The following is an 18,755-nucleotide window of genomic DNA, read 5'->3' on the forward strand; positions in this document are numbered from 1 at the left end:
CGTCTCCTTCGGTGTGCGCCACACGTCCATCGTATGCACCGGAGAGCGCTCGTCTCGACGGTACCGAGCAGCGGAGTTCGCGGCGTCTGGGAAGATGGGGACATGCGCATTGCTCAGCACGTCACCGAACTCATCGGCAACACTCCGTTGGTCAAGCTTTCCTCCGTTGTCGGCGACAACGCGGGGACGGTTGCTGCCAAGATCGAATACCTCAACCCGGGCGGATCGTCCAAGGACCGCATCGCGGTGAAGATGATCGACGCCGCCGAGGCGTCCGGCGAGCTGAAGCCGGGCGGCACCATCGTCGAACCGACGTCCGGCAACACCGGGGTCGGTCTGGCCCTCGTCGCGCAACAGCGCGGATACAAGTGTGTGTTCGTGTGCCCCGACAAGGTCGGCGAGGACAAGCGCAACGTGCTGCGCGCATACGGAGCCGAGGTCGTGGTGTGCCCGACTGCCGTCGCACCGGAGGATCCCAACAGTTACTACAGCGTCTCCGACCGCCTCGTGCGTGAGATCGACGGCGCGTGGAAGCCCAACCAGTACGCCAACCCGGCGGGCCCGCAAAGCCACTACGAGACCACGGGCCCCGAGATCTGGGCCGACACCGACGGAAAGATCACCCACTTCGTCGCGGGTGTCGGAACCGGCGGCACCATCTCCGGCACCGGCAAATACCTCAAGGAGGTCTCCGGCGGCACGGTCAAGGTCGTCGGCGTCGACCCCGAGGGCTCGGTGTACTCCGGTGGCACCGGCCGCCCGTACCTCGTCGAAGGCGTCGGTGAGGATTTCTGGCCGACCGCCTACGACCCCTCGATTCCCGACGAGATCATCGCCGTGTCCGACGCCGACTCGTTCGACATGACTCGCCGCCTCGCCCGCGAAGAAGGACTGCTGGTCGGCGGATCGTGCGGCATGGCTGCCGTCGCCGCGATCAAGGTCGCCGAGCGCGAAGGCCCCGATGCTCTCGTCGTCGTGCTGCTGCCCGACGGCGGCCGCGGATATCTCGCGAAGATATTCAACGACGACTGGATGTCGTCCTACGGTTTCCTGCGTTCGCGTCTCGACGGCAAGACCGACGAGCCATCGGTCGGCGACGTGCTGCGTGGCAAGTCCGGCGCGCTGCCGGATCTGGTCCACACGCATCCGTCGGAAACCGTGCGCGATGCCATCGAGATCCTGCGTGAATACGGCGTCTCGCAGATGCCCGTCGTCGGCGCGGAGCCTCCCGTCATGGCGGGCGAGGTCGCGGGCAGTGTCACCGAGCGTGAACTCCTCAGTGCGGTGTTCGAGGGCCGCGCGGCACTCGCCGACCCGGTCGCCAAGCACATGAGCGCGCCGTTCCCGCTGATCGGCGCGGGCGAGAACGTCTCCGACGCCACGAAGGCGCTGGGGGAGACCGACGCGCTCATGGTCGTCGAGGAGGGCAAGCCCGTCGGTGTGATCACCCGCCACGACCTTCTCGGATTCCTGAGCAAGGGGGCATAGCGCCCAGGCGGGGCTAGCGCACCGCGCTGGAGCCGGTGAGAGCCTGCCCGACGACGAGCTGATGAACCTCGGACGTGCCCTCGTAGGTCAGCACCGATTCGAGGTTGTTCGCGTGCCGCAGTACCGGGTACTCGAGCGTGATTCCGTTGGCGCCCAGGATGGTTCGGCACTCGCGTGCGATCTTGATCGCCTCGCGCACGTTGTTGAGCTTGCCGACCGACACCTGCTCGCCGCGGAGTTCACCCTTGTCCTTGATGCGGCCGAGGTGAAGAGCGAGTAGTTGTCCTTTGCCGAGTTCGAGAGCCATGTTCGCGAGCTTCGCTTGCGTCAGCTGGTATGCGCCGAGCGGCTTGTCGAACACCTCGCGCGTCTTCGAGTACTCGATCGCCGATTCGATGCAATCGCGCGCCGCTCCCATGGCTCCGAAGATGATGCCGAAGCGTGCTTCGTTCAGACAGCTCAGCGGTCCGCTGAGCCCACGTGCCTCCGGCAGCACTGCATCCTCGGGGAGCCGGACGTCCTCGAGTACGAGCTCTCCGGTGATCGACGCGCGGAGCGAGAGCTTCTTCTTGATGGTGTTGGCCGTGAACCCCGGCGTGTCCGTGGGGACGACGAAGCCGCGTACCTTGTCCTCGGTCTGTGCCCAGACGACGGCGACGTCGGCGACGGGCCCGTTGGTGATCCACATCTTGGACCCGTTCAGGATCCAGTCGGTGCCGTCCTTCTTGGCACGCGTCCGCATACCTCCGGGGTTCGAGCCGAAATCCGCCTCGGTCAATCCGAAACAGCCGATGAGGTTGCCCTCGGCCATGCCCGGCAGCCAGTGCTGCTTCTGCTCCTCGGAGCCGTACTTCCAGATCGCGAACATGGCGAGCGAACCCTGCACCGACACGAGGCTGCGGATACCCGAGTCCATGGCCTCCAGCTCGAGGCATGCGAGACCATAGGCCGTCGCCGAGGTGCCGGCGCAGCCGTAGCCCTCGAGGTGCATGCCGAGCAGACCGAGGGCGCCCAGTTCCTTCGCCAACTCGCGCGCCGGCACCGTGCCGTCCTCGAACCAGTCCGCGAGGTGAGGTCTTATGCGCTCTCTACCGAACCGTCGGACGGTGTCGCGAATCTCCTTCTCTTCGGTGTCGAGCAGGGAGTCGATGGAGAACAGCTCGTCGACGGTCTGTGAATCAGCCACGGTGTACAGCCTCTCTTCGCTAGTGGTGTCTCTCCCGCAGGCTACCCAGAACTCTCGCCCATTAGGCTGGATGCCATGAGTGAGCAGCGGAGCAAGGCAGACAACACCTCGTGGCAGGGGTTTTCGACGAAGGCGGTCCATGCCGGGTACGAGCCGGACCCGTTGACCGGTGCGGTCAACGTCCCGATCTATGCGAGCTCCACGTTCGCTCAGGACGGCGTCGGCGGCATGCGTAGTGGCTTCGAATACGCCCGCACCGGCAATCCGACGCGTCGGCCGCTCGAAGCGAATCTCGCCGCGATCGAGTCCGGAACGTACGGCCGCGCGTTCTCCTCGGGCATGGCGGCCACCGATGCGCTTCTGCGCGCGACGCTGCGCCCGGGCGATCACCTCGTCATCCCCAACGACGCCTACGGCGGCACCTTCCGTCTCATCGACAAGGTCTTCACCCAGTGGGGCATCGAGTACTCCGTCGCCCCCGTATCGGACGTCGACGCAGTCCGCGACGCGATCCGTCCCAATACGAAGCTCGTCTGGGTCGAGACTCCGACCAACCCACTGTTGAACGTCGGTGACATCGCAGCGCTCGCGGAGCTGGCGCACGAGAAGAACACCAAGCTCGTCGTCGACAACACCTTCGCCTCGCCGTACCTTCAGCAGCCGATTCCGCTCGGCGCCGACGTGGTCCTGCACTCGACGACCAAGTACATCGGCGGCCACTCCGACGTCGTCGGCGGCGCATTGATCACCGACGACGAAGAGCTCGACGCCGCCATCGCGTTTCTGCAGAACGGAGCGGGGGGCGTGCCTGGGCCGTTCGACGCGTTCCTCACCCTCCGCGGAATCAAGACGCTCGCCCTGCGCATGGAGCGGCACAGCGACAACGCCGAGCAGCTCGTCGAGTTGCTCGACGGCCACTCCGCGATCTCACAGGTCATCTACCCGGGGCTGGCTTCGCATCCCTCGCATGCGGTGGCCGCAAAGCAGATGCGACGGTTCGGCGGCATGATCTCGGTGCGGCTCGCCGGCGGAAAGCAAGCGGCACTGGACTTCTGCGCACGGACCGAGATCTTCACACTTGCCGAGTCTCTCGGTGGTGTCGAGTCGCTCATCGAGCATCCCGGCGCGATGACGCACGCGTCGACGGCCGGTTCGCTGCTCGAGGTGCCGGACGATCTCGTTCGGTTGTCCGTGGGCATCGAGGACGGTGCCGACCTGGTCGGAGACGTCGAGCAGGCACTGGGTCGCTGAGCGATGATCGTCGGATTGATCGACTCGGGGTTGGGGATGCTGCCCACGTCGGCGTGGCTGAGACAACTGCGTCCCGAGCTCGATCTGATCCTGCTGATGGATCCGGACAACGCGCCGTGGGGGCCCAAGCCCGACGACTGGGTGATCGCACGCGTGCTCGACGCCGCCGATCGTGCAGTGTCCGCGGGCGCGGAGGTAGTGGTGCTGCCGTGCAATACGGCGAGCGTGACTGCCCTGAGCCACGTGCGTGCACATCTCGGTTCGGGTGTTCCCGTCATCGGTACGGTGCCTGCCGTCAAACCCGCTGCAGCAGTGAGTGATCGCATCGCCGTCTGGGCTACGGCGGCGACGACGGCAAGTGTGTACCAGGCTCGGTTGATCGAACAGTTCGCAGCGGGGAGGACGGTGTCGCCGATCGCATGCCACGGTCTGGCGGACTCGATCGATCGCGGTGACGCGGAAGCTGTTTCGGCGGCCATCCGTGCGGCCGCGGCAGCCACACCGGCCGATGTGGAATCCGTGGTGCTCGGGTGCACGCACTACCCGTTGGTCGCAGCCGAGATCGCGGCGGCGCTACCGGCCGGGACGCGCTTGTTCGACAGCGCCGAAGCTGTTGCGCGCCAGACTCTTCGCCGGATCGACCAGCTCGGGCGTCCGGCGTCGGGGTCGGGTGCGGTGACGGTATCGCTCAGCGGTCGCGACGGTGTGTTGCCCGCCAGTGCTCTCGCGCATCACGAAGGCCGCCTATTGGCCGGTGTCACCGCGGAACAGTCGATCCACCAGTAGACGCGCGTACTCGACGTCAGCACCGCCCAGTCCGAACAAAATCCGGAAGTACAGCGGCGCGACGACGTGGTCCATCACGTCGGCGTGGGCGGGCGGATTCTCGTGCCGCTCTCGCGCGTGCCGGAGGATGGTGTCGATCTGAATTTCGCGCTTGTCGAGGCAGTGGCTCTTTCCGGTCTCGTCCTTGGTCGAGCCCACGACGGTGCGGAGGAAGGACGTCCGTTCGGGGCGTGCGATGTCGGTGACGAGGAACTCGCACCAGATGGCCAGGTCTCGATGGGTGTCGCCGGTGTCGGGCACAGGGCCGTCGGCCGTCAGAACCTCCATGGCCACTTCGGTTCGGAGCGAGTCGAGGTCTCCCCATCGTCGGTAGACGGTGGTGGCGGCGACGCCTGCGCGCTCGGCAACGAGAGGAATGGAGAGCGATTCGGCTTCCTCGCCGAGCAGTTCCGTGACCGCTCGGTGGACGTCGGCGCGCACTCGTGCACTTCTGCCACCCGGGCGGGGATTGTGTCGATCGACGGCGGGCATGTGTCCATTATTGCAAAGAAATTGGCGTTAGCGGCGAGATGGGTCTACCGTGGCCTAAAGCAATTGTATTTGCGTTAGTCGTTCTGGGAGGTTCGATGGTCGAGACGGTAGTGCCACATGTCGGTAGTGCACGAGCAAGACGGCTGCCGCCGCAGATCGCGTTCTGGGCGGTCGGACTGACCTATCTCGTCATCATGGCGTCCTCAGCAGCGCCGTCCCCGCTGTACCCGGTGTTTCAGCAGGCGTGGGGTTTTTCGTCGACGATCCTGACGGTGATCTTCGCTGTCTACGCGGTGGCGCTTCTGCTCGCGCTCCTGACGGTAGGAAGTCTGTCCGACCACGTCGGCCGCAAGCCGATCCTGATCGGCGCACTCGTGCTGCTGCTGATCAGTCTGATCCTGTTCATCGCCGCGGACGGAGTGTCAGGGCTGATCGCCGCACGCATCGTGCAAGGTCTGGCCGCAGGCACGGCGACGGGGGCGCTCAGTGCGGCAGTGATCGATCTGCAACCGTCGGAATCGGCAGGGCCCCTGGTGAACAGTCTTGCGCCGTCCGTCGGATTGGCAACTGGAGCACTCGGTGCCGGACTCCTGGTTCAGCTCGCGCCTGCGCCGACGGTGCTCGTGTTCGCGCTCTTGATCGGTGCCACAGTGCTGCTGGTGTCGGTGGTGGCGTTCGTTCCGGAGACCTCGGCCATGCGAGGCGTCGAATCGCGACGGCATCTCGCGCATCTGCTGCTTCCACGTATGTCCATTCCGGAGGCAGTGCGCACACCGTTTCTGCTGATCGTTCCCGCGCTCATCGCAACCTGGTCACTCGGCGGATTTCATCTCTCCCTCGGCCCGTCGATCGTCGGCTCCCTGTTCGGGATCGACAACCACATCGTCGGCGGATTCGAGATCTTCGCATTGTTCTTCTCCGGTGCGGTCGCCGCGGCGGTCGTGCGCAGCAGGCCTGCACGCGCGTCGATGATCTACGGCGCTGTCGTGCTGTCCGTCGGGGTCGCGTTGTCGTTGACGTCCATTGCAGTCGGATCGGTGTGGCTGTACTTCCTCGGCGCCGTCGTCGCGGGCGCGGGATGGGGAAGTACCTTCCTCGGCGCAATGCGCACCCTGGGAGCTCTCGTTCCCGCAGCCGAACGCGGCAGCATGTTCGCCACGACGTTCGTCATCAGCTACCTGGCGTTCAGTGTGCCCGCGGTGATCGGGGGAGTGTCGGTCCACGCGTTCGGGCTCGAATCGACAGCGCTCGTCTACGGCGCGTTCGTCATCGTCCTGGCGTTGGTGTCCGCTGTCGGGTTTGCGCTGGCATCCCGCAGGGAGTCCGCAGGCCTACCCGATCGGGGAGTTCGCACCGCGACGAACGGGCGGTAGTCGATCGATCCTGTGCCGTCGGGGGTCCGCTGTGGCACCATTCGTTCATCTGAACAGATAATCAGATGAATGGGAGGATCGATGATTCGGACCGCGCCGATCGTCGGTGCCGCGGCAGCCACCGTCTGTGCTGTGGCACTCGCGTCGTGCAGTGCGCCGACGAGCTCGACCGGCACAGCGAACGAGGACGGCCTGGTCCTCGCCGACGGATACGAGCTCGGCGGTTACAACCCCGTGGCCGGTTACGGCGCCGCAGGGGAGGCGAAGATGTACGACGGCCTGCTCCGGCTCGACGGTGCCGAGGGGCTGCCCGGTTTCGAGCCCTCGCTGGCGACCGAACTACCGACGGCGAACGCGGATGCCACGGTGTGGACCGTACCGATTCGCGACGGCGTCACGTTCTCCGACGGCAGCGGCTTCGACGCCGCGGACGTCGTCGCCACGTACGAGGCCATCCTCGCCCCGGCGTCCGCGTCGCAGGTGCGGTCGTCGTTCGACATGATCACCGACGTGATCGCTCTCGACGACCGAACCGTCGAATTCCGTCTCGCATACCCGTATTCGGCACTGCCGACGAAACTCCTGATCGGGATCGTGCCGTCCGAGGCAGTCGCGACCGAAGGACCGGCTGCCGAGTCGAGTCTGAATACCGCACCGATCGGGACCGGTCCGTACACCCTCGTCGATCTGTCGCCCGATCGCGCTGTGTTCGAGGCCAACGAGGACTACTTCGGCGGCGCACCCGAGGTGAAGAAGCTGACGTTGCTGTACGTGCCGGACGACAACACACGCGCGCAGCGAATGGCTGCGGGGGAGATCGACGGCACCAACCTTCCGCCGCTGCTCGCGAAGACACTCGACGGGCGCGATGGAATGTCGTCGACGGCGAACACTTCTGCCGACTGGCGCGGTGTGTCGCTGCCGTCGAACAACCCTGTCACGGGTGACAGAGCGGTACGAATGGCTCTCAATCTGGCCGTGAATCGGCAGTCGATGGTCGAGGACGTACTCGGTGGATACGGACGGCAAGCGTCAACGCCGATTCCCGAGATCTACGGCGACGCATACGATCCTGCGGCGGTCTTTCGTCACGACCCCGCGGACGCCGAGCGGCTGTTGACCGATGCAGGCTGGGCGGCAGGCGCCGACGGCATCCGCAGCAAGGACGGTATCCGTGCCGAGTTCACCGTGATGTACAACTCGAGTGACACCGTGCGACGGGATCTGGCCCAGGCCTTCGCATCCGACGCGCTGGCAATAGGCGTCGAGGTAAATCTGGAAGCACTGTCCTGGGACCGCATCGACCCCAGAATCTCGTTCGATTCGACCCTGCTCGGGGGCGGATCCGAACCCTACGATCCGGATACCCAGGCGTACAACGCACTCGACTCGGTATTCGTGACGCCCGGGACCGGTGGTATCTACGACAACGCGAGCGATTACTCCAATCCTGCCGTGGATGCAGCCCTGGAGACGGGACGGCGCAGCCTCGACACTGCCGAGCGTGATGCGGCCTATCGCGACATGCAGCGCGCGTACGTCGACGATCCCGGATACGTGTACCTGGTGTTCCTCGACCACACCTATGTGTCGAAGGACTCGGAGTGGACCACATCCGGTCCGATTCTCGAGCCGCACTCGCACGGGGTCACCTGGGGACCGTGGTGGTCGCTGCAGACGTGGACGAGGCAGTCGTGACTGCGACGATCGCTCGGCGAGAGGTGGTCTCGACGGTCGCACACGATCGCCACGGGAGGCGACGCGACGTACTCCGCATGATCGGCAGGCGCGTGCTGTTCGTGATCCCGGTATGTGCAGCGGTATCTGTCGGTCTGTTCGCCGCGGCGGCGGTCTCGCCGTTCGATCCTCTCGTGGCATATCTCGGCGACCGATACACGACGACGAGTGATGCCGACAAGCAGGTGATCACGCAGCAGCTGGGTTTCGACGAGTCCTGGTACACGACGTACTGGCGGTGGTTGCAGAGCATCGCCACCGGGGATCTCGGCATGTCGCGGTCGTTCGGTCAACCGGTGGCGGACGTCCTCGTCGAGCGTGTGCCGTGGACTCTGTTGTTGGCAGGAATCGGTCTCGCGCTGGCCGCCTCACTCGCGTTGCTGCTCGGTGTCCTTGCCGGGGTGTTCGCCGGCGGCCTTCTCGATCGCGGGATCACCGCCGTGTGCATCATGATTCAAGGACTACCTCCCTTCGTGCTGTCTCTCGGTGCGATCTCGGTGTTCGCTCTCGGACTCGGATGGCTGCCCGTCGCAGGACTGAGCGACGGGGGAGCCGACCCCAGCTTCACCGGCGTCGCCGAGCACCTCGTACTGCCCGTCGCGGTTCTGGCGCTGTCGCAGGTGCCATGGCTTCTGCTCGCAGTGCGCGAGTCCGTATCGACCTCACGCGGTGCCGATTTCGTGGCAGGAGCCGTCGCACGAGGGATTCCGGCGTCGACGATCACCCGCAAGCACATCCTGCCGGCGTCGCTGGCGCCGTTCGTCAACGTGCTGGGAGTGCGGCTCCCCGAGCTCGTCGTCGGAGCAGTGCTCGTCGAGGAGGTGTTCTCGTGGCCCGGAATCGCCGGTGCGATCGTGGTGTCCGCGCGCGATCTCGACATGGCGCTCCTCGCATTCCTCACCGTGGGTACGACGCTTGCCGTCATGGTCGGGTCGCTGATGGCCGACGTCGGCGTGGTGCTTGTGGATCCACGGGCGGCAACCGATGGATAGGCGGCTGATCGTCGCGGGTTCGGTCCTCGGCGCGGTCGCGCTGTATGCGATCGCGGTGCCGTGGGTGTCGGGTGTCGACGACCGCATCACCGATTTCGCCTCGGCGCGGCAGGGCCCGTCCGTCTCGCACTGGTTCGGAACCGACTCCGCAGGCCGGGATCTTCTCGTGCGCAGTGCCGCAGCCATCCGAACATCGCTGGTGATCGCGGCTGCGTGCGCGGCGTTGGCCACTGTCATCGGGAGTCTGGTCGGTGCCGTCGCAGGACTGTGGGGAGGATGGGTCGACCGAGTTGTCATGCGCAGCACCGACGCGATCAACGCGCTGCCTCATCTGCTGTTGGGGATTGTCATCGTCGCGATGTTCCGAGGTAGCGTCGCGGCGATCGTGCTGTCGATCGCATTGACGCACTGGACCCAAGTGGCGCGGATCGTCCGCTCGGAGATACTGGTTCTCCGTCAGCGCCCCTACATCGATGCGGCGGTTCTCGCAGGTGCGGATCGAGCACATGTCATCAGACGGCACGTGTTACCTGCGGTCGCACCGCAGGCACTCATCGCGGTGGTTCTCCTTCTTCCTCATGCCATCTGGCACGAGTCGACGTTGTCCTTCCTCGGGTTCGGATTGCCCCCACACGAACCGAGTCTCGGAACTCTGCTGTCGGAGGCACGCAGCTCGCTTCTGCTCGGCGGATGGTGGACCTTGGTGTTCCCGGCCGGAATTCTCGTCACGGCAACGGTCTCGGTTGCCGTGGCAGGTTCCGCGCTGCGACAGACGATCTCGCCCCCGATACCCTCGGAGCTACGACTGTGACCGCATCAGCCCAGACTGCATCGTCCCTTACTGCATCGTCCCTTACTGCATCGTCCGTGACGGCATTGCCCCTGACTGCATTGTCGATCGAGGACGTGACCGTCCGAATCCCGCTGGCCGACGGGTCGCTCGTCCACGCGGCGAGCGAGGTGAGCTTGGCCGTCGAAGCGGGCACCGTCACCGCGTTGGTGGGTGAATCCGGTTGCGGTAAATCGATTCTCGCGTCGGCGGTCATGGCCATGCTGCCTGCGGGCGCGCAGGTCTCGGGGTCTGTCACGGTCCGCGCCGGAGGCAGGACCGTGGACGTGTTCACGGATCGCGGATTTCGCGGACACGATGTGGCGTTGATCCCGCAGTCGGCGTCGTCGCACCTGACGCCGGTCCGAACCGCACGGTCGCAGCTGGACGAGACCGCCCGGGTACTGCGATCGCGTCGCCGCCCCGACGAGCTCGCTCGAATCGTGGGGTTGGATCCGGTCGACCTGGATTGTTACCCACATCAATTGTCCGGCGGTATGGCCCAGCGTGTCGCGATCGCCGCGGCGCTCGTCGGGAGTCCGGCCGTCATCGTCGCCGACGAGCCGACGGCGAATCTGGACCGGGAGCTGACCGATCGAATCCTCGAGTTGCTGCGCCGGTCTGCGCAGGCCGGTGCGGCAGTCCTGCTCATCACACACGATCTGTCCTCGCTGATGCGCACGGCCGTCGCCGACCGGATCGCGGTCATGTACGCCTCTCGCATCATGGAGACCGGCCCGGCAGCATCGGTGCTCGATGACCCGTTGCACGATTACACACGGGATCTGTTGAACGCATTGCCCTCTCGTGGCCTGAACCCGATTCCCGGTACTCCGCCCGAACTGACCGATCTACCCGACGAATGCGTCTACCACCGTCGCCGACCCGGTTCGCTGCAGTCGGGCGGACCAACGGAGCTGGTCACGGTCGGCGAGCGGAGCTACAGAACGAGGAAGCGCGCATGAGCCTCGATGCAGTCGCCGTCACTGCGGGCTATCGCGGCACGTCGGATGTGCTGACGGAAAGTTCGCTGTCCATTCCCGCCGGCGGTCTCGTCGGACTGGCAGGGCCGTCCGGTTCCGGCAAGTCGACGATGGCCCGGGTACTCGCACTGCTTCTCGCACCTCGCGCCGGCGAGGTGACGATCGACGGCACCGTCGTCGTCGGGACGGGATACGCTGTGCCGTCGTCTGTTCGACGGCAGATCGCGATGCTGTTCCAGTCGCCGCGGGCCGCCACCGATCCACGTATGACGTTGCGGGCGATCATCGGCCAACCCGCGGACATCGTCCGTCGTCCGATCGTCGTCGAGGAACTCGCCGAGCGGGTCGGTCTCACTCCTGATCTGCTCGGGCGTCGCCCGCATCAGGTCAGCGACGGTCAGTTGCAGCGAGCATGCATCGCACGGGCACTCGCACAGCAGCCGAAATACCTCGTGTGCGACGAGGCCACGGCCATGCTCGACGCTGCGACGACGGCGTCCATCATGAGACTGGTTCAGGACGAGGCGCGTGAGGCAGGAATGGGTGTTCTGATGATCAGCCACGACACCGAACTGCTGGATGCTCTCTGCGCCCGCGTGAGCGTGCTCGGTGCGCAGCGAACTCACAGCGTCTCCGGCGCTGAAAATCAGAGTTCGGGAGCAACCTGAAGAGGTCAGAACATCCTCTCTCGACACAGGAGTCCCCACATGCGTAACTCGTTCAAGAAGGCTGTCGCCGTCGTCGCCTCGGTCGGTGCGGTATCGGTCGGAGCAGCGTCGCTCGCCAACGCGGCCACCGCCGAGACGATCTCGGTCCCTGACGTCATCGGTTACTCCGCACCTGCGGCGGTGGACGTTCTCGAGAATGCGGGATTCACCACCGTCGTCGTCTCCGGTCCCTATGCGCACGACCCCGACACCACGGTGACCCGTACCTCGCTGACTGCGGCGACCGTCGCGTCGCACACGCAGCCGATCACGGTGTTCGTCAACCCGTGGTGACCGTGCGGTCCTGGCCTCGGCAGACCTGAGGTTCTGTCAGAACTCGATCTCCACCTCGTCGGAGACGGGACGTGCCTGGCACCCCAGGATCATTCCGTCGGCGATATCCTCCTCGTCCAGGATCTCGGCATTCTCCATCTCGACCCGGCCGCGCCGAATCGTGCACGCGCACGACCCGCATTCTCCTTCCCTGCAGGAGTAGGGGACGGCGATTCCCTTCGCCACCATGACCTCGACGAGAGTCTGCTTTCGCGGCCAGCCGAACGTATGTGTCTGCCCGTCGAGTTCGACGACGGCGGCTGCGGCGGTTGCGGTGTCCTCGTCGGTGATCTCGGTATCCGGCGCATCGGTGAACGGGTCTCCGGCCAGGGATGCGAAGACCTCGCTGTGGACTCGTTCACGTGGGACACCGATCGAGGTGAGTGCCGAGTGGACGACCTCCATGAATGCACCCGGTCCGCAGACGAACGCGGCGCGGTCGCGGAACGGCAGTGCGAGAGTGCGCAGTTGGTCCACGGTCGGAATCGACTGCAGCGATTCGAGCCAGTGTGTGACGGTCAGCCTGCGCGGATACTCCGCGGCCAACGCCCGTAGTTCGTCGGTGAAGATCACCGAGTTCTCGTCGCGGTTGGCGTAGAGGAGAACGATCTTGCCGATGCCCTCGCTCAATGCGGACTTCAGAATCGAGACGACGGGAGTGATGCCGGAACCGGCGGCGAAGAGCATGAAGTCGTCGTCGAGGTCGCGTGGGGTGAACGTCCCCGACGGCGGGAGGACTTCGATGGTGTCGCCTACCTGGACGTTGTCACATACCCAGTTCGAGCCGTACCCGTCCGAGGTTCGCTTGACGGTGACCTTGGGCAACTCACCTCGGTGCGGCGAGCTCGCGAGCGAATAGCAGCGGGCAATCGAACCGGTGCGTTCGCTCGGAATTCGCAACGTCAGGAATTGACCGGGCCGGTAGTGGAAACCGGCGGGCGAGTCGAACACGATGGACCGGGCGTCGGCAGTTTCCTCGACGACCTCGGCGACCGTGAGCAGCACGGAGCGCGTGCTGTGGGGCACGTCGACTGTCGTCATCGGGCATGGTCCTTTCCACCAAAACTGTAACGTGTTCTAGTTTAGGCACAGTCCCTGGAATCTGTCGACCGTGTGCCCACGTCGCAGGCGCGTGGCGTATGGACCTATCCGATCGGGCAGGTCTCGGCCCCTCCTGCTGCTGGTGGGCCTCGGTGCGGTGAGCCGGTTATGGTTGTAACGTGAATCACACGAGCTGTGTGCACGGAGAGACCTAGGCATTGCAGAGGCGAGAAGACATGATCGAAACGGCTGCGACCGGTCAGGCGATGCACGACCTGCACGCGCACCGCAGCTCGGTCGAGGCACCGCGCGTACTCAAGTTCCACGCTCCCGAGATCGTGTTCGGTCAGGATTCGCTCGGCGAAGTCGCGCATGCGGCCCTGCGCCTCGGCGCGCAGCGACCCATGGTGGTCACCGACGGCGGGCTCATCGAAGCAGGCTGGGTGGCTCAGCTGGCATTGCTGCTGGAGGAGCAGGGACTGGCGCCCACGGTATGGAACGAGCTGACCCCCAACCCCAAGGACTTCGAGATCGAAGCAGGCCACGCCGTGTACCAGGACTCCGCGTGCGACGTGCTCGTGGCGATCGGCGGCGGCTCGGTCATGGACGCAGCCAAGGGGATCGCCATCCTCGCGGGAAACGGCGGATCGATACTCGACTACGAGGGAGTGGACCGGGCGACCCGTCCCATCCCGCCGCTCGTCATGGTTCCGACCACCTCCGGCACCGGTGCCGACGTCTCGCAGTTCTGTATCGTCACCGACACCGCACGGTCGATCAAGGTCACCATTCTGGGTCGAGCGCTCGTTCCCGACATCACGGTCATCGACCCACGCCTGCTCACCACGATGCCCGACTGGCTCAATGCCGCAACAGGTCTGGATGCACTGACGCACGGGATCGAGGCTTTCGTCTCCCTCGGTCACAATCAACTCACCGACCATCACGCGCTTCGTGCAGTGACCATGGTGACCTCGCATCTCGCTCACACCATGGACGTGCCGTCGGACATGCGGGCCAGGACGTCGATGGCGCAGGCCAGCCTGGAAGCCGGGCTCGCATTCACCAACGCCATTCTCGGTGCCACACATGCCATGAGCCACCAGGTCGGCGGCCTGCTGGATCTACCGCACGGCGTCATCAACGGTGTGCTGCTGCCGCACGTCATTCGATTCAACGCTGCCGCTGACCCGCTGCCCTACGTGGCGATCGCGACGAGCCTCGGTCTGCCGGAGGGCCGCGCGTCCGCCGACGAGGCCGCAGCCGCAGTCGCCGAACGCGTGGAACAGCTTGCGCGTCAGGTCGGAGTTCCCAAGGGACTACGTGAGATCGGCGTCAGTGCCACCGACATCGACGTACTCGCCACCAACGCATTGCGTGACGCGTGCATGTCCACCAACCCACGCCCGGCGACGCATCGCGAGATGGTCGACCTGTTCAGGATCGCGCTGTGACCGCCTCGCAGCCGGACCTGTCACTGCTCACCGGACTGCGGTCCGGGAAAGGGTCGTTCTACCCGCAGTATCGCGGCGCCGCCGAGCGTCTCGAACGCGTCGTGCATGCGCTGGAACTGATTTCGCGCGCGCTGGTCCGTACCGTCGACGGTCCGGAGACACTGATCTGCGCGGTGGCAGAGGCCGCCCGCGCGCATCTGAGCGCCCAATGGGTGGTCTTCGCTCTGGCCGACGGCGCACTGCCCGACGCCGGACCCCGCCGCCTCGTGCTCGGACCCGACGCAACACCGTTTCTGGTCGACAACGTCGAGGGGCCGCCGTTACCCGACGACGTCGTGGAGTGTCTCGAATCGATTCGTCTCGCGACTATCGGCGACGGCCGCGCCCCGGTCATCGCGACGCATCACGCGTTCGTGCCCATCGCACTCGACGGCGGTGTTGTCGGCGCGTTCGCTGCCTGGACGCCGAAACACCGGGTACTCGACGGCACCGACTCTGCCGTGCTCAGTATTCTGGCGAGCCAGACGGCGGTGGCGCTGCAGAACTCGGCGCTCTACCAGAGTAGGCGGATGTTGCTCGAGCGCACCGAGAATGCGTATGCGGAAGCGCACCGCACAGCTGCCGACCTTGCAGTCCGCAACGCCGAGCTCGAAGCGACGCAGCGTCAACTCGGCGCCGCGCACCGTCACCAAGTTCTCGACGACGAACGTCACCGAATCGCACGAGAGCTGCACGACAGTGTCACGCAGGCCGTGCTGTCGGCGGGAATGCAGATCGAGGTGTGCCTGGGCGAGGTTCCCACCGAAGAACGGCGTGAACGTCTGCATCTCGCCAAGGAACTGACGCGCCGGGCCGTCGAGCAACTGAGGTCGGCGATCTACGCACTCAACCATGCCCAGGATGCCGACCGCACGTCACTGCCGGAGATGTTGGAACAGCTGTCGGTGGTGCACATGCCGGACGAGCTGAAGGTCTCGCTTCGGATCGAAGGGACACCGGTGGAGCTGAGCAGCAAATGCGAACACGACCTGCTGCGTATCGCCGGAGAAGCATTGTTCAACACGGCAGTTCATGCGAGCGCCAAGCGGGCGATCCTGCGGCTCGCGTACCACCAACGCTACGTGCAGCTGTCCATCGCGGACGACGGAACCGGCGATCCGTCCCATCTTCGGTTGATGTGGAAGATGGCGGAGACCGGCGATGTCGACGGTAGACATCGAGGGCTCGCCAACATGGCGGCTCGTGCCCGCGAGCACGGTGGCTCGCTCGTGATCCGGAAAGCCAGAATCGGCGGAGTGCGCATCTCGGTGCGCATCCCCGCCCAGGAAAGTGAGCAGTCATGACCGTGACCACGGCAGTGGTTCGTATCGTCCTCGTCGACGATCACGCGATCCTCAGAGACGGATTGAAATCGGTGCTCGAGCGTGAGTCCGATCTGACGGTCGTGGGTGAGGCATCGTCTCGCGGGGAAGGGCTAGAGGTGGTCGAGCGGGTCAAGCCCGATATCGTGCTGATGGACCTGAAGCTTTCCGCCAGTTCCGATTACGAGGGGTTGGCCCTGTGCGCGCAGCTCTCCGGTGCGCACCCGGGGATCGGATTGCTGGTGTTGACAACGTTTCTCGACGATCGACTCGTCGTCGAAGCGGTCCACGCGGGAGCGCGAGGCTACGTGGTCAAGGACGTGGACACTACCGAACTGGTCCGCGCGATCAGAGCGGTGTCGCGAGGTGAGAGCGCGTTCGACTCCCGCAGCGCGTCGGCGGTGATTCGTTCGCTCAACGGACAGGGTTCGACCATAGAGCGCCTCACCGACCGCGAGTTGGAGGTCCTTCGCCTCCTGGCAACAGGGTTGTCCAACAACAAGATCGGAACCAAGCTGTTCATCTCGGCGACGACGGTCAAATTCCATGTCAGCAACATCATGCGCAAGCTCGGAGTGAGCCGCCGCGCGGAAGCGGTCTACGCAGCCAGCAAACAAGGGCTCATCTAGTCGGGGCCGCTGTCTTCGGACTCGGGGCCGCTGTCTTCGGACTCGGGGGCACTGTCTTCAGACGGCGCTGAGTACGTCGCTCGTGTCCAGGACGAGCCAGCCGCCGTGAAACTCGTCGACCTCGTACGGCACGCCGATCTGCTCGCCCATGCTACGCAGTGCAGCGATGTCGAATGTCCTGATGTGCCCGTGGCACGACGTGGCTTCGGTTTCGAACGGTACGGCGACGACCACCCGTCTGCGCGCGATCCGAAGTGCCTCTCCGAGAATGCGATCACCGACCTCCTGGTCGACGTGCTCGAGCAGATGCAGCGCGGTGACGGTGTCGACGCTGTTGTCGGCGACGGGAACTCCAGCGGCGTCACAGGTGATGACGCCGAGACTCACGCCGAGGCGAGGTGCAACGGTGCCGAGCAATCGCATGGTGCCCGCCGACAGGTCCGTCGCGGTCACGTCGTATCCCCGCGAGGCAAGGCGGAGAGGAAAGAAGCCGAAACACGATCCGAGGTCGAGAACAGAGCCTTCCACGAGCGACTCGGCGCGTTGGTGAACGGCCGCGAAATCGGCGCGGCCGCTCAGCAGTTCGTCGAGCGAGTTGCGGTAGTACGTAGCCCAGGCTTCGATGGGCTCGTCGACAGTGGATCGAACCAGGCCGACCATGACGAGTTCGAATTCCCGTTGGGACAGCGCGAAGTCGGTGATCTGCGCGACCAGCCGCTCACCGATGTGCGACGACGTCAAGCCGTGGCGAACCACTAGGTCGCCGCCGGAACGCTCGATGTCCACCGCACCGAATTCCATCGAGTCGGAGCGTACGACCGTCGTGTTCTCATGGGTCCACCGTCCGGTAGCAGCGGGCGCGAGTGCATCGAGTTCGGTCATGTCGTTTCTCTCGAGTTTCTTTCGAATCGGGTCATTTCGGCAGGCTGCACTCCTGCTGCAGTCCGAAGCGGTCGACTCCGGAATAGAGTGCGATGGTGCCCTCGGACAGCAGTTCGGCGAGGTCGAGGTTCTCGTCGGTGAGCCACTGCTCGTAGGCAGACATTGCCACACCGAGCACCATCCAGCCAACGGTACGCGGGAAATGGTCGTCCGGGGTCGAATCCGTCCGAGTGGCTACGTATTCGGCGATCACGCCGCGCCAGCCCTCGTACATCAACATCGAGTAGCCCTGCAGCGCGGGATTGTGGAGAATCAAGGCCATCCGTTGACGGTGTACCGGCTTCTCGTCCTCCGGGAAAGTGTTGAACTGCAACAACGCCGACCGAATTCCATCGGCGAGTGAGATGTCGGCAGGGAGTCCGGACAGTAGCGCGCGCAACGCGGTGAGCTGCTCGTCGAAGTCGCCCCATGGCACCGCATTCTTCGAGGGGAAGTACCGAAAGAACGTTCGGCGAGCTATGCCGGCCGCTTCGGCGATCTCGTCGACACTGGTCGCGTCGAAACCCTGCCGCGCGAAGAGTTCGATGCCGATGTCACTGATCTGGCCCCTCGTCGTGGACGGGCGACGACCTACCCGGCTGGACGGTTTCGCTCCGCGGCCCATAAATTTCTCCCCGAATCTCTGTCATTGTGCACTCGATGCCATTATTGTGGTGAACCAAGTCACTGTCGCCCCTGATCGTGACGGACCGAATGATTCTTTCCGATGGAGGTAGCCCCATGTCCCAGAACCCCAAGACCGATGTCGTCAATGCGGCAGTAGTCGAGTCCGACCTGGTCGAAGAGTCCCTGGTGGAAGAGGTTTCCATCGACGGCATGTGCGGCGTCTACTGACGTCATGTCCGCACCCGTGAAGCAAGACACTGTGCTCGATCTCGATGCTCGGTGGGCTCTTCACCCGCAGGTGGCGCTGCGTCCCGAGTCTTTCGGGGCGCTGCTCTACCACTTCGGGACACGTAAGCTCTCCTTCCTCAAGAACCGAACGATCGTAGCGATCATCGAGTCCTTTCCCGAGCATCCCGACATGCGCTCGGCCATCGCTGCAGCAGGCATCGACGAATCCGGCATGGCCCTGTACGTGAAAGCCCTGGCCACGCTCGCCGACTCACGCATGATTCACCGACTCTGACTT

20 protein-coding genes are annotated in these 18,755 nt (G+C 65.0%); 15 read left to right on the plus strand and 5 right to left on the minus strand.

Annotated elements, in window-relative coordinates:
• Nucleotides 1-102: 102 nt before the first annotated feature.
• Nucleotides 103-1,488 carry a cystathionine beta-synthase gene (locus RY1_RS09870; RefSeq protein WP_072803431.1) on the plus strand — a complete coding sequence of 462 codons (1,386 nt, stop codon included), beginning with the start codon at nt 103-105 and terminating at the stop codon, nt 1,486-1,488.
• Between the two features lie 13 nt (nt 1,489-1,501).
• Here the strand turns inward: RY1_RS09870 and RY1_RS09875 are convergent, their stop codons facing one another.
• Complete coding sequence (locus tag RY1_RS09875; RefSeq protein WP_072803339.1) at nt 1,502-2,674, minus strand: acyl-CoA dehydrogenase family protein; 1,173 nt, start codon at nt 2,672-2,674, stop codon at nt 1,502-1,504.
• Between the two features lie 75 nt (nt 2,675-2,749).
• Between RY1_RS09875 and RY1_RS09880 the strand changes: the two genes are divergently transcribed.
• A complete protein-coding gene (locus RY1_RS09880; protein ID WP_072803340.1) occupies nt 2,750-3,925 on the plus strand; it encodes a cystathionine gamma-synthase in 1,176 nt (391 codons plus the stop codon).
• A 3-nt stretch (nt 3,926-3,928) separates the two neighbouring features.
• The gene (locus RY1_RS09885) at nt 3,929-4,711 is read left to right on the plus strand and encodes a glutamate racemase (RefSeq protein WP_072803341.1); all 783 of its coding nucleotides are present in this window, start codon (nt 3,929-3,931) and stop codon (nt 4,709-4,711) included.
• On the opposite strand, the gene RY1_RS09890 is transcribed toward RY1_RS09885, so the two are convergent.
• The gene (locus RY1_RS09890) at nt 4,670-5,242 is read right to left on the minus strand and encodes a TetR/AcrR family transcriptional regulator (RefSeq protein ID WP_072803342.1); all 573 of its coding nucleotides are present in this window, start codon (nt 5,240-5,242) and stop codon (nt 4,670-4,672) included. The genes RY1_RS09885 and RY1_RS09890 overlap by 42 nt on opposite strands.
• 95 nt (nt 5,243-5,337) lie before the next feature.
• Between RY1_RS09890 and RY1_RS09895 the strand changes: the two genes are divergently transcribed.
• From RY1_RS09895 to RY1_RS09925, 7 genes are all read left to right on the plus strand, one after another.
• Nucleotides 5,338-6,615: an MFS transporter gene (locus tag RY1_RS09895; RefSeq protein WP_072803343.1), complete on the plus strand. Its 1,278-nt coding sequence runs from the start codon at nt 5,338-5,340 to the stop codon at nt 6,613-6,615.
• Nucleotides 6,616-6,696: 81 nt separating this feature from the next.
• Entirely contained in the window at nt 6,697-8,313 is a 1,617-nt protein-coding gene (locus tag RY1_RS09900; protein WP_072803432.1) for an ABC transporter substrate-binding protein, read from the plus strand.
• Nucleotides 8,310-9,344 carry an ABC transporter permease gene (locus tag RY1_RS09905; RefSeq protein ID WP_371829459.1) on the plus strand — a complete coding sequence of 345 codons (1,035 nt, stop codon included), beginning with the start codon at nt 8,310-8,312 and terminating at the stop codon, nt 9,342-9,344. Before RY1_RS09900 ends, RY1_RS09905 begins: the two co-directional genes overlap by 4 nt.
• Nucleotides 9,337-10,155, plus strand: a complete 819-nt coding sequence (locus tag RY1_RS09910; RefSeq protein WP_072803344.1) for an ABC transporter permease — start codon at nt 9,337-9,339, stop codon at nt 10,153-10,155. The genes RY1_RS09905 and RY1_RS09910 overlap by 8 nt, the downstream gene beginning before the upstream one ends.
• A 71-nt stretch (nt 10,156-10,226) precedes the next feature.
• Nucleotides 10,227-11,138 carry an ABC transporter ATP-binding protein gene (locus RY1_RS09915; protein WP_072803434.1) on the plus strand — a complete coding sequence of 304 codons (912 nt, stop codon included), beginning with the start codon at nt 10,227-10,229 and terminating at the stop codon, nt 11,136-11,138.
• Nucleotides 11,135-11,824 carry an ABC transporter ATP-binding protein gene (locus RY1_RS09920; RefSeq protein WP_072803345.1) on the plus strand — a complete coding sequence of 230 codons (690 nt, stop codon included), beginning with the start codon at nt 11,135-11,137 and terminating at the stop codon, nt 11,822-11,824. Before RY1_RS09915 ends, RY1_RS09920 begins: the two co-directional genes overlap by 4 nt.
• Nucleotides 11,825-11,863: 39 nt before the next feature.
• Nucleotides 11,864-12,157: a PASTA domain-containing protein gene (locus RY1_RS09925; protein WP_072803346.1), complete on the plus strand. Its 294-nt coding sequence runs from the start codon at nt 11,864-11,866 to the stop codon at nt 12,155-12,157.
• A gap of 36 nt (nt 12,158-12,193) precedes the next feature.
• Here RY1_RS09925 and RY1_RS09930 read toward each other — a convergent pair whose 3' ends face one another.
• Entirely contained in the window at nt 12,194-13,237 is a 1,044-nt protein-coding gene (locus tag RY1_RS09930) for a ferredoxin--NADP reductase (protein ID WP_072803347.1), read from the minus strand.
• 266 nt (nt 13,238-13,503) lie between these two features.
• Between RY1_RS09930 and RY1_RS09935 the strand changes: the two genes are divergently transcribed.
• Genes RY1_RS09935 through RY1_RS09945 form a run of 3 tightly spaced genes read left to right on the plus strand, consistent with a single transcriptional unit; the run spans nt 13,504 to nt 16,681 of the window.
• Nucleotides 13,504-14,691 (plus strand): iron-containing alcohol dehydrogenase, encoded by a 1,188-nt coding sequence (locus RY1_RS09935; RefSeq protein ID WP_072803348.1) that lies wholly within the window; start codon nt 13,504-13,506, stop codon nt 14,689-14,691.
• The gene (locus RY1_RS09940; RefSeq protein ID WP_072803349.1) at nt 14,688-16,034 is read left to right on the plus strand and encodes a MadS family sensor histidine kinase; all 1,347 of its coding nucleotides are present in this window, start codon (nt 14,688-14,690) and stop codon (nt 16,032-16,034) included. The genes RY1_RS09935 and RY1_RS09940 overlap by 4 nt, the downstream gene beginning before the upstream one ends.
• Complete coding sequence (locus RY1_RS09945; RefSeq protein WP_072803350.1) at nt 16,031-16,681, plus strand: MadR family response regulator transcription factor; 651 nt, start codon at nt 16,031-16,033, stop codon at nt 16,679-16,681. The genes RY1_RS09940 and RY1_RS09945 overlap by 4 nt, the downstream gene beginning before the upstream one ends.
• Nucleotides 16,682-16,738: 57 nt before the next feature.
• Here the strand turns inward: RY1_RS09945 and mftM are convergent, their stop codons facing one another.
• Together mftM and mftR are read right to left on the minus strand one after the other, a co-directional pair.
• Nucleotides 16,739-17,563, minus strand: a complete 825-nt coding sequence (gene mftM / locus RY1_RS09950) for a mycofactocin oligosaccharide methyltransferase MftM (protein WP_072803351.1) — start codon at nt 17,561-17,563, stop codon at nt 16,739-16,741.
• Nucleotides 17,564-17,594: 31 nt separating this feature from the next.
• Nucleotides 17,595-18,227, minus strand: a complete 633-nt coding sequence (mftR, locus tag RY1_RS09955; protein WP_072803352.1) for a mycofactocin system transcriptional regulator MftR — start codon at nt 18,225-18,227, stop codon at nt 17,595-17,597.
• Between the two features lie 116 nt (nt 18,228-18,343).
• Between mftR and mftA the strand changes: the two genes are divergently transcribed.
• Nucleotides 18,344-18,457 (plus strand): mycofactocin precursor MftA, encoded by a 114-nt coding sequence (gene mftA / locus RY1_RS09960; RefSeq protein WP_072803353.1) that lies wholly within the window; start codon nt 18,344-18,346, stop codon nt 18,455-18,457.
• Between the two features lie 4 nt (nt 18,458-18,461).
• The gene (gene mftB, locus RY1_RS09965; protein ID WP_072803354.1) at nt 18,462-18,752 is read left to right on the plus strand and encodes a mycofactocin biosynthesis chaperone MftB; all 291 of its coding nucleotides are present in this window, start codon (nt 18,462-18,464) and stop codon (nt 18,750-18,752) included.
• Nucleotides 18,753-18,755: the final 3 nt, after the last annotated feature.

This window comes from Rhodococcus yunnanensis NBRC 103083, assembly GCF_001895005.1.
Lineage (GTDB): Bacteria > Actinomycetota > Actinomycetes > Mycobacteriales > Mycobacteriaceae > Rhodococcoides > Rhodococcoides yunnanense.

Coding starts and splice junctions, on each gene's coding strand:
- RY1_RS09870 (WP_072803431.1), top strand. CDS start 103: ATGCGCATTGCTCAGCACGTCACCGAACTCATCGGCAACACTCCGTTG.
- RY1_RS09880 (WP_072803340.1), top strand. CDS start 2,750: ATGAGTGAGCAGCGGAGCAAGGCAGACAACACCTCGTGGCAGGGGTTT.
- RY1_RS09885 (WP_072803341.1), top strand. CDS start 3,929: ATGATCGTCGGATTGATCGACTCGGGGTTGGGGATGCTGCCCACGTCG.
- RY1_RS09890 (WP_072803342.1), bottom strand. CDS start 5,242: ATGCCCGCCGTCGATCGACACAATCCCCGCCCGGGTGGCAGAAGTGCA.
- RY1_RS09895 (WP_072803343.1), top strand. CDS start 5,338: ATGGTCGAGACGGTAGTGCCACATGTCGGTAGTGCACGAGCAAGACGG.
- RY1_RS09900 (WP_072803432.1), top strand. CDS start 6,697: ATGATTCGGACCGCGCCGATCGTCGGTGCCGCGGCAGCCACCGTCTGT.
- RY1_RS09910 (WP_072803344.1), top strand. CDS start 9,337: ATGGATAGGCGGCTGATCGTCGCGGGTTCGGTCCTCGGCGCGGTCGCG.
- RY1_RS09920 (WP_072803345.1), top strand. CDS start 11,135: ATGAGCCTCGATGCAGTCGCCGTCACTGCGGGCTATCGCGGCACGTCG.
- RY1_RS09925 (WP_072803346.1), top strand. CDS start 11,864: ATGCGTAACTCGTTCAAGAAGGCTGTCGCCGTCGTCGCCTCGGTCGGT.
- RY1_RS09930 (WP_072803347.1), bottom strand. CDS start 13,237: ATGACGACAGTCGACGTGCCCCACAGCACGCGCTCCGTGCTGCTCACG.
- RY1_RS09935 (WP_072803348.1), top strand. CDS start 13,504: ATGCACGACCTGCACGCGCACCGCAGCTCGGTCGAGGCACCGCGCGTA.
- RY1_RS09945 (WP_072803350.1), top strand. CDS start 16,031: ATGACCGTGACCACGGCAGTGGTTCGTATCGTCCTCGTCGACGATCAC.
- mftM (WP_072803351.1), bottom strand. CDS start 17,563: ATGACCGAACTCGATGCACTCGCGCCCGCTGCTACCGGACGGTGGACC.
- mftR (WP_072803352.1), bottom strand. CDS start 18,227: ATGGGCCGCGGAGCGAAACCGTCCAGCCGGGTAGGTCGTCGCCCGTCC.
- mftA (WP_072803353.1), top strand. CDS start 18,344: ATGTCCCAGAACCCCAAGACCGATGTCGTCAATGCGGCAGTAGTCGAG.
- mftB (WP_072803354.1), top strand. CDS start 18,462: ATGTCCGCACCCGTGAAGCAAGACACTGTGCTCGATCTCGATGCTCGG.